The following is a 13,327-nucleotide window of genomic DNA, read 5'->3' as shown; positions in this document are numbered from 1 at the left end:
GCTGTGATTTGTTCCTGACAAAACACAGCCTTGCCAAACATCCCTGTTTGCCATGCTAACCTCTCTCAGTTGTCAGCACGTTGCGAATGTCGCGCCACAAAATCGTTTTTATCGCCGACTTCGTCAACGTCAACGCCATTGCCTTAGCAAGGCAATGATTGTTTAACGTCCTAACGCTTCTTTTCATATACCTAGCTCTTTAGTTCAAGGACGAAGAACTAAGAAATAATAGCTAAGGATAGGTACAGAGCATACCTCTTATGACGCCCATATCCCTCTGTATTGCATCCGAACCACCATCTGTCCAACGAGCATTAAAGACATACCTGTTATCTCTCGTCAATTCATCCGAAAAAAATGCGATGTAGTCGGAGGAGAAGTTAGCACCCCTGTAATTGGCCATCCACCCCCATTCAGTGAAAAATCCTGCACCAATGTGACGACGATATCTATTATCAGGTGACGCAGGCGTTGCCCCCCCTGGAAATTCATTTGGATGACCTAGACATGTTTGAATACAAGACGACGCATTAGTTAAATCCCTGACCTTTGGGAAACGGTATCCCATCTTATTACACAAAGATGATACATTATTAAAAATAACGTTACCACCATGACCAAAAGAAGAAATAAACCATTGCTTTAAGACAAAACCATATTTGACGACGGCATTACCCCTACTATCACGACCGACTAACTCAAATACCTGAGGTAAAGAGGGTCTGTTGACTCTACCTGGATTAGCTAAATCCCATTTCAATGATGTAGCAACAGGACCCGTTAGGGTGACTCGAACGCTGGTATTTGTTGAATCGGTCATAGTAGCAGTAATACCACCATGAGAAACCGGAGCCCAAGATAAAGTCTGATTACTACCAACAATATCTAAATAAAAATACAAATTATTAGCACCAGTAGTTGGGAAGTTTGAACCATAAGACGACGGCGTAACTGACTGGGTTAGAAAACCCCTTCGACCGTCCCAAACGGCAGCAGAAAGCCCCGCATTATAATATAAGTCAGGTCTTGCATAACAAATCTGCGTTCCCTTAGGATTAATATAATAAGTGGCATTACCTGCCGTAAAACGACTTTCATTAGGTACTCCATAACGTGTTGCTAATCTACCTTCACCATAAGATAAGGTTAATTTATACGGTGAATTACAACTAGTCAGTACTTCATTACGGGCAACAACTCGACCATTTTTATCGACAATAGATAACCATAAACTACCGGTAGCGGTGACACCATTATCTCCCTGACCATCGCCATCATCATCTCCCCAATAATTATAAGGTGTGCGAATAAGTGAACTTAATCCAATAGATCTAGTATTCGTTGGTATAAACATAGCAATATCATTAAAACTCTGACCAGCAACAGGTAACTCGATAGGATTGTCTATTGAATTAGTGGTTGTGGGAGTAAATGTCCTACCATCAGAAAGGGATATCCCGAGTAGCGCTGCGGTATTTGTCGCCCGGGTACGACCGCCATCAAAGGTTAAATAAGGCGCTGAACCTTGAATAATATTGGTCGTTTTAGCGGTTAATGCATAATTAGTAAAAGAGATAGACTGTAATACAACCACGGTTAATACCAAAACCATCGGCCGAGGTAAACAGGCTAAACCAAGAAATTTTGAAAAATTTTGCTGAAATTGCGGAAAGAATAAATTGCAGTGAAATAATAAACGGTATGAGCTTAACTTTAGATAGGTGAAATTATAGGTTGGGCAGGTTGCGTGTTGCGTGTTGCGTGTTGAAAATTATAATCCATATCAGATATCCTTGTCAATCCAATTTTATGATTTATTTAAAATTTTAAGCCTAATGGCATAAAATTTATCCATTCGTATAAATATGCTATAAAAGTATAGTGATTGGAAAAAACCATGCAACTTTTTTTGACGGTTTAATTGTTAACTTTTGTAAAGAAGAACACTGATAGCTCGAAAACAGCACGGTTATTTATTGTTTATTAGAAATAATATCCCCTTTATCCCCTCTTAAAAAATCACCATTTTTAATATTAATAATTTGCAGATTAGGCTTTTGATTTTGACAATTTTATAATCGTTTTTAGAAGGTATTTTGCGTTTTAAAAACCCCGTTCCGCAAATTTTTTTTGTTCGCTGAGTTTCGGACGTTTTGTTGTTTAATAGCTAGTTTGGTGGCTAGTTCTATACGGTGATTACGTCCGAGTAAAGAGGGTTGGCGCCAACCCTCTTTACCATCTCCCGCGGCGACCACGCAAGTGGTCACGATGTGACTGCCTTCCGCCTTCGTTCGGTCTTAACGCACCGGCTGTGATTTGTTCCTGACAAAGCACCGCCTTGGCAAACATCCCTGTTTGCCATGCTAACCTCACTCAGTTGTCAGCACATTGCTAATGTCGCTAAATTAAATACACCAAACTTATTTGCCAAAATAAACTCTTATTATTGGAACTAGCTGATTTTATAACTAAATGGTCCTGACACTAATTATCAACAATAGTTAAAGAAGATAATTAGATTGTCAAAACAGCATAAATAGTTATTAGTAAAAATCTGTTTTAGACGTAATAGAGATCGCTTTTTATCTCTTGTTTAAGCCTGTTAACTAGACTTGCATATTTCTGCTTTCTAGTTTAATTTAGCAACACAAATTTTTTATATTTCGAGACTAAACATGACAATATCATTTAAAGAGCAGCAACAACGAATCAATTTTGTTAAACAATTTTTTGCCGAGCAATTAGCAAATAATCTATCACTAATTGAAGTTCAAGCACCAATATTGAGTCAAATTGGTGATGGCGTTCAAGATAATTTGTCAGGTACCGAAAAAGCCGTTCAAGTTAATATTAAAAGTATTCCTAATGCACAATTCGAAGTTGTTCATTCACTAGCTAAATGGAAACGTAAAACGTTAAGTCAGCACAATTTTCCTGTTGGTGAAGGCATTTATACAAATATGAAAGCTCTGCGCCCGGATGAAGATAAACTCTCGCCTATTCACTCTGTTTATGTTGATCAATGGGATTGGGAAAAAGTGATTCGTCCTGAAGATCGCAATTTAGCTTATTTAAAACAAACGGTTGAAAAAATTTATAGTGCGATTAAAGCGACTGAAAAAGCAGTCTCTGAAAAATATCATCTATCACGTTTTTTACCCGAAACAATTACCTTTATGGATAGTGAACAACTGTTAAAACGTTATCCAAATTTATCACCGAAAGAGCGTGAAAATGCAATTACCAAAGAGTTAGGCGCCGTATTTTTAATTGGTATTGGTGGTGAATTATCAAATAATGAAAAACATGATGTTCGTGCTCCTGATTATGATGATTGGAGTAGTGATAATGAAATGGGTTCAAAAGGCTTAAATGGTGACATTTTAGTTTGGAATCCGGTGTTAAATAGTGGTTTTGAAATCTCATCAATGGGGATCCGTGTCGATCCAGAAACCTTAAAACGGCAATTAAAACTGACTAATAATGAAGATCGCCTCCAATATGCATGGCATAAAGCATTAGCTAATGGTGATTTTTTACAAACAATTGGTGGTGGAATTGGCCAATCACGATTAACCATGTTACTTTTACAGCAACAACATATTGGTCAAGTACAAGCAAGCGTTTGGGACGATGCCACTAAACAAAATTATTCAAAACTACTTTAGTTTAAACATTGTTTAAATATAGTTCAAATTCAGCATACTTTACCTATAGTGGTAAAGTATGTTTGTTATTTAAATACTTTTATCTAATCCCATTTGCCAGAAACCAATTTCAAGTTTAGTTGCTTGCCTAAATAATTTTGTTAAATGTTCAATGCGACTATCCTCTAAATTTACTAAGCTGATCAATCAACGCAATTTCATTTGGCATTGTTTGTTGGAATTCGTTGCTAGCATATTTGTTAACCCGACTGTTATATCTATGGTTATTTCTTGCGAATCAGTTTGGCAAGTCTTGTTTAGTGATATTAGCAATGTGTGACAACTGAGTAAGATTAGCATGGCAAATAGGGATGTTTGACAAGGTTGTTTTTGTCAGGAACAGCGTTAAGAGCGAACGAAGGCAGAAGAGCGAATAGAATGACGGCATGATGACTTCTTTTTATAAAAATTAGTAATTAAGGAGTACAACAGACTTGTAGAAAAACGTGTTTTATACTCCCTTCGCCGGTACTAACCGAATCAGGTTCAACGGCTATAATCTCAGCCTAGGGCACCCCGGATAAATACAGATGAATAATAGTTCAGCAAATAAATAACAATTTTTATAAAGATAGTAGTTTATTAACCGTTACTATTTATTCAAATGTTCTTTATTTATTTATTTATTAATTAACCGATAGATCTTCTATAACTATAGCTAATAATCAGTAATTATTCTGTCTTCGACTCAACTTGTTGATTATCTTCTGAAGATGGTGCTACTTTTTCTTGTTGAGAAGATTTCTCTAATTCAGCTTTTTCAGCTTGCTGATTAGAAATTGAAGACTCTTGTTGTTTTGCATCAGTTGTTACCGAATTATCTTGTGAACGAACATATACTATCTTTTGTTGACCACGATCACATGATCCGACAATTTTACCGGCAACGCCTTGCTCAGCTTGCTCGGATGGAACTAAATTTAATTGAAAACTGCTTTCATCAACACCATTGTTTTTGATTTTCTCAGCGATACTGGTACTAATTTCTTCACAATTAGAAGCTGCGGCAACCATTGGCAGACCTAACAATAAAACCACGACTAACTTTTTCATACCCTTTCCTATAAATTATAAATAATAAGTTTTGTTACATTGTAAAACGATTGATAAAACTGTTCATATCGGTATAAGCAATATGATAAATAAATTTTATCAATTTATTAATGAAGTTAGCGCAAGATCCTAACCGATTAATCTTGCTTATGCTGGCTTTCAAGTACTCTCAATTTATCTAAAACCCAACTACGAATATCGGCTAATTCAGCTTCAGACAATCGATTAACAAAATCTCTTTTTTCATGAAGTTGTTTACGATCCTCATCAGTCAAAACAACCCCTTTTAAATTTAATAATACTTCTTTACGGTACATAGAATAGATAAAATCTTTTATCAAATCGTCAGAAAGATTAATGTTAGCCATTTTGATTTCCTTATTTTATATCTTTAACGCTCATACGATTAAGTCGACATCTAAATTAATAACATGAACACTCAATACAAAAGAGTATTAAAAAATAAACACTGTTTAATAAACAGCCGGATCTCCAATATAATCTAATCGCAAATAGATGACAATAATTGAATCTGATAATGCAAATTAAAACTTAGTTTTTTAATTAAAACTAAATTGTGAATTATTCACTTAATTATTTGATAAGTATTTAACAAACCTGTTGATAACCTTGCAACACATTGATAAATAAAAACTTAATGGCAAGGTTAAAATTTAATCGGCAACAGAACAATCCATTTTTGAAACTAAACACTCTATATTTGTCAACAGAAATCATCTAACGATTTGATAAAATTTTGATAAAAAAATACAGCATAAGGTTTAAATTATGCTGTATTGAAATAAGACAAAGAAGTATAACAATAAATTTACAATGCCGTAAAAAATGCAATTAAACCGAACAAAACACCAGGGGAATTAGCTATAGCAATCGGCCAATCTTTTTTAGGTTGTAATAATCCATAACAAACCCATAACGAACAGTTAATTGCTGCAGCTAATGGTTGAGTTGGATTGGTTTTGAAACCATGAAGATTGTCGATAATTTGCGGAATATATGACACATACATACCTAATGATGCAATCGTTGCAACGACGCCTAAATAATGGAAAGCTTTGGGTGAAAGATTCAAGATCAGCCTACCTGCTTAATGTGAATGGAAAAATTAATCTATCATAGATAATAAGCGATTTAAACCTTATTCTACCTAGCTTTTAGACAATTTAATGTAAATAAAATGATAAAAAATAGCTGATAAAATTAGTAATATTTTGAAAATAAAAAATAAAAAATTTTGAGGAACGGGGTTTTTAAGGCTTAAAAATCCCCACACTTTCTCTGAAATTGCTTATAAAACTAAAATCAGCTCACACTAACCATTAAAGTTTATTGCTTGCCAAGCAGTTTGCTGTATTTAATTTAGCGAGATTAGCAACGTACTGATAACTAAGTGAGATTAGCATGGCCAACAGGGATGTTTGACAAGGCAAGGCTATGTTTTGTCAGAAACTTAGATCTTTCCATAATCAATAAGTTAATGCAGATTTTATGATGTGTGATCAAAGCAAATTTTTTTCAAAATGTCCATAACTTAATCGGATAGCCCCCAACTTATCACCAAAGTCAGTACCTTGCAAAACAATGATATGTTTTGACAACAACTGATTTAATATTGTCAGTTCTTGTGCAGCATTATTAACTGGTAAATGAGCATATAAATGAAAACCTCCGGTTGGGACTCGGTAAATAACATCACCATTAAAATAATCATCCAGCCAATCCATTAATTGGTTAGCTTTATTCTGCAACTGTTGGCGGAGCCATTTTTGATGTGTTTGATAATGGTGACTTAAATATTCCTCAGCTAATAGTTGCGGTAAAATACTTAACCCAGAGTCAATGTGATGGCGGATATTGGCTAATTTTTCGATAATTTCAGTTGGTGCTATCATCCAACCAATACGTATATTACGGCCGATATATTTGGATAAAGATCCTAAATAGACCACTTGATTACTTACATCAAATTTTTTAATCGGTAAAATATTGGTTTTTTCATCAAAAGCTAAGCCACTATAGGCATCATCTTCAACAATACCAATACATTGCTTTCGACAAAATGCCAGTACCTGCTTCTTGCGCTGATTACTCATCACACAACCAACTGGATTTTGAAAGATAGGATTTAGAAATAACCATTTTATTTGTCGCTCTAAGGTGACTTTCTGTAGACTCTCTAAAGTAATACCCTCATCATCACATTCAATACCGTATAAACGCAATCCTGCTGCTTGAAATAATGGTAATGAATAAAAGTATGATGGTGATTCAATACCTATCGCATCGCCAGGTTTTAATAATCCTTGGCTAATTAAAAAAAGAGATTGTTGAGTACCCGAGGTAATAAGAATTTGTTCAGTATCAACCAACATAGCAAATTGTTTCTTCATATAATGAGCAATTTGCTGCTTAAGCGAAGGAAGCCCTAATTGCAACATGTCGCTCTTCTTTTCGTAAGCAACCATTTCATGGGAAGTAATATTGGGTAATATTAATTTGGGGATCATATTAGTGGGCAAATCACCATTAGCTAAATCACAAACATGCTCCATTTGCTGCCGAACCTGTGTCACTTTTTGTTGATATACATTTTGACGATGATGATAAAAATTGGCAGGCAATCGCCAATTAATGCTCGAATAAGCTTGCAGCCCCCACTTTTGTTCATTAACAAAAGTCCCACTACCCTGCTTTCGCACTAATATCCCTCGTTCAGTTAAGATATCCAGCGCATGCACAATAGTTGAACGGTTAACTTGTAGATCCTTGGCTAAATTACGCTCCGATGGTAATCGTTCACCGGCTATTAACACACCTTGTTCGATATAGTTCTCAATCAATTGCGTGACTTTTTTAAATAATGCGCCATTAAAAAGGCTTAATTTTTGCTTATTCCACATCTTTTATTTTTAAAGTTTCCTAGAACTTATTACCTTAAAAGCAAAATTGGATGGGTTAATTATAGTCCAATTGGCTGTTTATTGCAGTGCTTTAATTTTGAATAATAGTCCTGACATTAGACAACTAACATTAATTAATCAGGAGTAGCAATGAAACAACATACTGGTACACAAACTGTAAAACGTGGAATGGCACAAATGCAAAAAGGCGGCGTGATAATGGATGTCGTCAATGCCGAACAAGCCAAAATCGCTGAACAAGCTGGTGCCGTAGCAGTTATGGCTTTAGAACGTGTTCCTTCCGATATTCGTGCTGCTGGTGGCGTCGCAAGAATGGCCGATCCGACCATTGTTGAAGAAGTAATGAAAGCAGTAACAATTCCTGTTATGGCAAAAGCAAGAATTGGCCATATCGTTGAAGCACGTATTTTAGAGTCAATGGGAGTGGATTATATTGATGAAAGCGAAGTGCTAACGCCTGCTGATGAACAATATCACTTATTGAAAGATGAATTTACTGTGCCTTTTGTTTGTGGCTGTCGTGATTTGGGTGAAGCATTACGCCGAATTGGTGAAGGTGCCTCTATGTTACGCACCAAAGGCGAACCCGGAACAGGCAATATTGTTGAAGCGGTTAGACATATGCGTCGGGTCAATGAACAAATTCGTTTAGTCGTTGGCAAATCAAAGGATGAACTTATGACATTGGCCAAAGAAATTGGCGCGCCATATGAATTAGTATTACAAATTAAACAACTTGGTAAATTACCAGTCGTAAACTTTGCTGCCGGTGGTGTAGCCACACCAGCTGATGCTGCATTAATGATGCAACTTGGTGCTGATGGTGTATTTGTTGGTTCGGGTATTTTTAAATCACAAAATCCAGAAAAATTTGCTAAAGCGATTGTTCAAGCGACTACTTATTTTGATGATTATCCAAGATTAGCTGAATTATCCAAAGGATTGGGTGAAGCCATGAAAGGGATTGAAATCAGTAAATTAACCGAATCAGAAAGAATGCAAGATCGAGGCTGGTAATGACAACAATTGCCAACTTAAAAGCTAACAAAATCGTTGGGGTGCTTAATTTACAAGGTGCCGTAACTGAACATTTAAACATGTTGGCTAGCATTGATTTTGTGTGCCCTATTGCAGTTAAAAAACCTGAACAATTGTGTCAACTTGATGGCTTAATTATTCCCGGTGGTGAATCAACAGCAATCAGTCGTTTAATTAGACAAAATGATTTATTTGAGCCAATCCAAGCATTTGCTAAACAAGGTAAAGGTATTTTTGGCACCTGCGCTGGGTTAGTTCTTTGCGGAACTGAAACCAGCCATAATGAGGTTGAACAACTGGGACTAATAGATATTATTGTTGAACGAAATGGCTTTGGGCGGCAAATAAATAGCTTCGAAACAGTGTTAGATATTGCACCTATCGGTCAGCAAATTCCAGCGGTATTTATTCGTGCCCCCTATATTGCCACAGCAGGTAAACAAGTAAAACAACTCGCTTTTGTTGATAATCATTGTGTAATGGCGGAACAAGATAATATTTTGCTATGTTCATTCCACCCAGAACTAACTACCGATAACCGCATAATGCGCTATTTTGTTGAAAAATGTTAACGCTTAAAATGTAGTCCATTTTTAAACTATAAAAATAGCAAATTTTAGTAATATTTGATTATTGGCACTAATTATTAGTGCCATTTTTTGTCTTAAAAACCCCGTTCCTCAATTTTTTTGGTTGTTTGAGTTTCGGACGTTTTGTTGTTTGATAGCTTGTTTTGTGGTTATTTCTATACGGCGATTACGTCCGAGTTAAGAGGGTTGGCGCCAACCCTCTTTACAATCTCCCGCGGCGACCACGCAAGTGGTCACGATGTGACTGCCTTCCGCCTGCGTTCGCTTTTAACGCTCCTTGCCAAACATCCCTGTTTGCCATGCTTACCTCTCTCAGTTGTCAGCACATTGCGAATGTCGCACCACAAAATCGTTTTTTATCGCCCTAACGTTATTTTTCTTATCCTCAGCTTTAATACCTAAGAACTAAGAACTAATAGCTAGGGATAGACACAGAGTCCGCCGTATGAACGGTCTATATCTTCCCCTCTATACAAGCCACCATCATCCGCGCTAACAGTATAAAAAAACGCTCGACTACTACCCACCCCCCTATCTTGCGTCAAATAGCTGCTTGTAAAGTAGGCATTAGCGAAATGGGTCATATCCCCCCATTCCGAGACCAATCCTCCACCAATGTGACGACTGACCAGATTATTAGGTGACGAAGGCGTTGCACCTCCTACTGCACCTTGACACCAATAACCACTACCCCTTCCCTGACAAGTCGCGTTAGTTAAATCCCTGATCTTTGGAAGACGGTATCCTCCAATCTTATTACACCAAGGTGATATATTAGAAGGGGTACTTCTATAATCACCACGATTAACAAACCACTGCTTTAACTCAAATCCATATTTGACCACCGCATTACCACTGCTATCACGACCGACTAACTCAAATACCTGCGGTAAAGATGGTCTGTCGATTCTATCTGGATTTGCTGAGTACCATTGATTAGAGTCTGTAACAGCAGGACCTGTTAGGGTGACTCGAACGAGGGTATTTCTTTCATATGGATAGGTCATAGTAGCAGTAATACCACCATGAGAAACCGGCGCCCAAGATAAGGCCTGACTAACACCACCAATATCTAAATTAAACCACAAATTATTAGCACCAGCAGTCGGGAAGTTTAAACCATAAGACGATGGTGTAACTGACTGTGGTAGAAAAGCTCTATTAACCTGGTCCCAAACGGCAGCAGAAATCCCTGCATTAGGAAAGTCGCCAGGTCTTACATAACAAATCACTGGTGCTGCCTTAGGATTAATATAATAAGTGGCATTACCTGCCGTAAAACGACTTTCATTAGGTACCCCATAACGTGTTGTTAATCTACCTTCACCATTAGATAAGGTTAATTTATATGGCGCTTTACAAATAGTCGGCACTTCATTACGAGCAACAGAATTATTGTCTTTATCACGAATAGATAACCCTAAACTACCGGTGGCGGTGACGCCATTAACGCCCTGACCATCGCCATCATCATCTCCCCAATAATTATACGGTGTGCCAATAAGTGAACTTAATGCAATAGAATTAGTATTCGTTGGTACTAACATACCAATATCCGCAAAACTCTGACCAATAGCAGGTAACTCGATAGGATTAGTTGAACTCGAATTATTGGTTGTGGGAGTAAATGTTCTACCATCAGAAAGGGATATCCTGAGTAGCGCTTCGGTATTTGTTACCCGGGTACGACCACCATCAAAGGTTAAATATGGGGCTGAGCCATAAATAATATTGGTCGTTTTTGTGGTTAATGCATAATTAGAAAAAGAGATAGACTGTAAAACAACCATGGTTAATAACAAAACCATCGGCCGAGATAAAAAGACTAAACCAAGAAATTTTGAAAAATTTTGCCGGAATTTCGGAAATTTTGGAAATTGTCGAAATAATAAACTGCGGTAAAATAATGAACGATGTGCGCTTAACTTTAGAGAGGTGAATTTATAGGTTGGGCAGGTTGTGTGTTGTGTGTTGTGTGTTGAAAATTATAATCCATATCAGATATCCTTGTCAATCCAATTTTATGATTTATTTAAAATTTTAAGCCTAATGGCATAAAATTTATCCATTCGTATAAATATGCTATAAAAGTATAGTGATTGCAAAAAACCATGCAACTTTTTTTGTCGGTTTAATTGTTAACTTTTGTAAAGGTGAATGTAATATTACGTTTTAATTACGCCCTTAAAACCAATTTCGGAGAAACTTTAAGGGGATTTTTGGGCTTTAAAAACCCCGTTCCTCAAAATTTTTTAGTTCTTTATTTTTTAGTTCTTTGAGTTTCGGACGTTTTGTTGTTTGGTGGCTAGTTCTATGCGGTGAATACGTCCGAGTTAAGAGGGTTGGCGCCAACCCTCTTTACAATCTCCCGCGGCGACTACGCAAGTGGTCACGATGTGACTGCCTTCCGCCTTCGTTCGCTGTTAACGCACCTTGGCAAACATCCCTGTTTGCCATGCTAACCTCTCTCAGTTGTCAGCACATTGCCAATGTCGCGCTACAAAATCGTTTTTATCGCCACTTCGTTAACGTCAACGCCATTGCCTTGGCAGGGCAATGATTGTTTAATGTCCTAACATTATTTTTCTTATCCTCAGCTTCAATACCTAAGAACTAAGAAATAATAGCTAAGGATAGACACAGAGCATTGAGTGCGCCCAGCTCTCAGGTTCGCGAAATATTCTACCGTCAAACGAGCTAACTATATGCAGAACATAACTACTTCCCACAACCACATAACCTTGCAAAAAGTAGTAAGCTTTGTAGCGACTACTATAGAAATTCCCCCATTCCGAAAAAAATCCTCCACCAATCTGACGACTGGCAACAATATCAGGTGTCGAAGGCGGTATACCCAAGCTTCTATCTGGACATATTCCTTCCCTCCCATCACGATCTTTACAAGACGCATTAGTTAAATCCTTGACATTTGGAAGACGGTATCCTCCAAGACCATTACACCAATATTCTCCATAGCCATATATATTATCTCTATCATCACCTCTACCACGAAAAACAAACCACTGCTTTAACACAAATCCATATTTGACCACCGCATTACCACTACTATCACGACCGACTAACTCAAATGTCTGCGGTAATGATGGTATGGCGATTCTAACTGGATTACCTGATGTAGCAAAAGGACCCGTTAGGGTGACTCGAACGCTGGGGTAGTTGTTGTATGGGTATGGTGTATCGGTCATCGTCGCCGTAATACCACCATGAGAAACCGGCGCCCAAGATAAGACCTGACTAACACCACTAATATCTAAATCAAAATAAAAACCATTAGCACCAGTAGTCGGAAAGTTTGAACCATAAGACGATGGCGTAGCTGACTGTGTTAGAAAACCCTTACCAGGGTCCCATATGTCAGCAGGACCAGCATATCCACCTGGACCGTATCTCAAGTTAGGTCTTGCATAACAAATCACTGGCGATGCCTTAGGATTAATATAATAAGTGGCATTACCTGCCGTAAAACGACTTTCATTAGGCACACCGTAACGTGTTGTTAATCTACCTTCACCATTAGATAAGGTTAATTTATATGGCGCTTTACAAATAGTCAGTACTTCATTACGGGTAACAGCTTGATTATTTTTATCGACAATGGATAAATTTAAACTACCGGTAGCGGTGATACCATCAATCCCCTGACCATCGCCATCATCATCTCCCCAATAATTATACGGTGTGCCAATAAGTGAACTTAATGCAATAGAATCAGTATTCATTGGTACTAACATAGCAATATCATTAAAACTCTGACCAACAACAGGTAAAACGATAGGATTTCTTTCTGAATTATTGGTTGTCGGAGTAAATGTTCTACCATCAGAAAGCGATATCCCGAGTAGCGCTTCGGTATTTGTTACCCGGGTTCGACCACCATCAAAGGTTAAATATGGTGCTGAGCCATAAATAATATTGGTCGTTTTTGTGGTTAATGCATAATTAGCAAAAGAGATAGACTGTAATACAACCATGGTTA

Annotated in this window: 9 protein-coding genes and 1 riboswitch; of the genes, 3 read left to right on the top strand and 6 right to left on the bottom strand. The window is 37.3% G+C overall.

The window, feature by feature from the left end; genetic code table 11:
• Nucleotides 1–2,675: 2,675 nt before the first annotated feature.
• Nucleotides 2,676–3,668 carry an aspartate--ammonia ligase gene (gene asnA, locus H3U97_RS11230; RefSeq protein WP_034903383.1) on the top strand — a complete coding sequence of 331 codons (993 nt, stop codon included), beginning with the start codon at nucleotides 2,676–2,678 and terminating at the stop codon, nucleotides 3,666–3,668.
• A 478-nt stretch (nucleotides 3,669–4,146) separates the two neighbouring features.
• Nucleotides 4,147–4,236: riboswitch (TPP riboswitch) on the bottom strand.
• Between the two features lie 143 nt (nucleotides 4,237–4,379).
• Here asnA and H3U97_RS11225 read toward each other — a convergent pair.
• From H3U97_RS11225 to H3U97_RS11210, 4 genes are all read right to left on the bottom strand, one after another.
• The gene (locus H3U97_RS11225) at nucleotides 4,380–4,760 is read right to left on the bottom strand and encodes a DUF1161 domain-containing protein (protein ID WP_198198988.1); all 381 of its coding nucleotides are present in this window, start codon (nucleotides 4,758–4,760) and stop codon (nucleotides 4,380–4,382) included.
• Nucleotides 4,761–4,897: 137 nt separating this feature from the next.
• Nucleotides 4,898–5,128 (bottom strand): hypothetical protein, encoded by a 231-nt coding sequence (locus H3U97_RS11220; protein ID WP_198198987.1) that lies wholly within the window; start codon nucleotides 5,126–5,128, stop codon nucleotides 4,898–4,900.
• Nucleotides 5,129–5,589: 461 nt separating this feature from the next.
• Nucleotides 5,590–5,853, bottom strand: coding sequence for a SemiSWEET family transporter (locus H3U97_RS11215; RefSeq protein ID WP_034903376.1), 264 nt, complete (start codon nucleotides 5,851–5,853; stop codon nucleotides 5,590–5,592).
• Between the two features lie 427 nt (nucleotides 5,854–6,280).
• Nucleotides 6,281–7,681, bottom strand: a complete 1,401-nt coding sequence (locus H3U97_RS11210; protein WP_198198986.1) for a PLP-dependent aminotransferase family protein — start codon at nucleotides 7,679–7,681, stop codon at nucleotides 6,281–6,283.
• A gap of 150 nt (nucleotides 7,682–7,831) precedes the next feature.
• On the opposite strand from H3U97_RS11210, the gene pdxS reads away from it, so the two are divergent.
• On the top strand, nucleotides 7,832–8,719 hold the full coding sequence (gene pdxS, locus H3U97_RS11205) for a pyridoxal 5'-phosphate synthase lyase subunit PdxS (protein WP_065578948.1): 888 nt from the start codon (nucleotides 7,832–7,834) through the stop codon (nucleotides 8,717–8,719).
• Entirely contained in the window at nucleotides 8,719–9,312 is a 594-nt protein-coding gene (gene pdxT / locus H3U97_RS11200) for a pyridoxal 5'-phosphate synthase glutaminase subunit PdxT (protein WP_198198985.1), read from the top strand. Before pdxS ends, pdxT begins: the two co-directional genes overlap by 1 nt.
• A 437-nt stretch (nucleotides 9,313–9,749) precedes the next feature.
• Here the strand turns inward: pdxT and H3U97_RS11195 are convergent, their stop codons facing one another.
• Complete coding sequence (locus tag H3U97_RS11195; protein WP_198198984.1) at nucleotides 9,750–11,138, bottom strand: hypothetical protein; 1,389 nt, start codon at nucleotides 11,136–11,138, stop codon at nucleotides 9,750–9,752.
• 819 nt (nucleotides 11,139–11,957) lie between these two features.
• A partial coding sequence (locus H3U97_RS11190; protein ID WP_198198983.1) for a hypothetical protein occupies nucleotides 11,958–13,327 on the bottom strand: 1,370 nt, incomplete at its 5' end.

The organism is Gilliamella sp. W8128 (genome assembly GCF_016100545.1).
Lineage (GTDB): Bacteria > Pseudomonadota > Gammaproteobacteria > Enterobacterales > Orbaceae > Gilliamella > Gilliamella apis.
Note: the sequence above shows the minus strand (reverse complement) of the source record. Positions and strands in the feature narration are given on the sequence as shown.

What these genes read in the sequence shown, in the direction of transcription:
- pdxS (WP_065578948.1), top strand. Translation starts at nt 7,832, where the DNA reads ATGAAACAACATACTGGTACACAAACTGTAAAACGTGGAATGGCACAA.
- H3U97_RS11220 (WP_198198987.1), bottom strand. Translation starts at nt 5,128, where the DNA reads ATGGCTAACATTAATCTTTCTGACGATTTGATAAAAGATTTTATCTAT.
- H3U97_RS11195 (WP_198198984.1), bottom strand. Translation starts at nt 11,138, where the DNA reads ATGGTTTTGTTATTAACCATGGTTGTTTTACAGTCTATCTCTTTTTCT.
- H3U97_RS11210 (WP_198198986.1), bottom strand. Translation starts at nt 7,681, where the DNA reads ATGTGGAATAAGCAAAAATTAAGCCTTTTTAATGGCGCATTATTTAAA.
- pdxT (WP_198198985.1), top strand. Translation starts at nt 8,719, where the DNA reads ATGACAACAATTGCCAACTTAAAAGCTAACAAAATCGTTGGGGTGCTT.
- asnA (WP_034903383.1), top strand. Translation starts at nt 2,676, where the DNA reads ATGACAATATCATTTAAAGAGCAGCAACAACGAATCAATTTTGTTAAA.
- H3U97_RS11225 (WP_198198988.1), bottom strand. Translation starts at nt 4,760, where the DNA reads ATGAAAAAGTTAGTCGTGGTTTTATTGTTAGGTCTGCCAATGGTTGCC.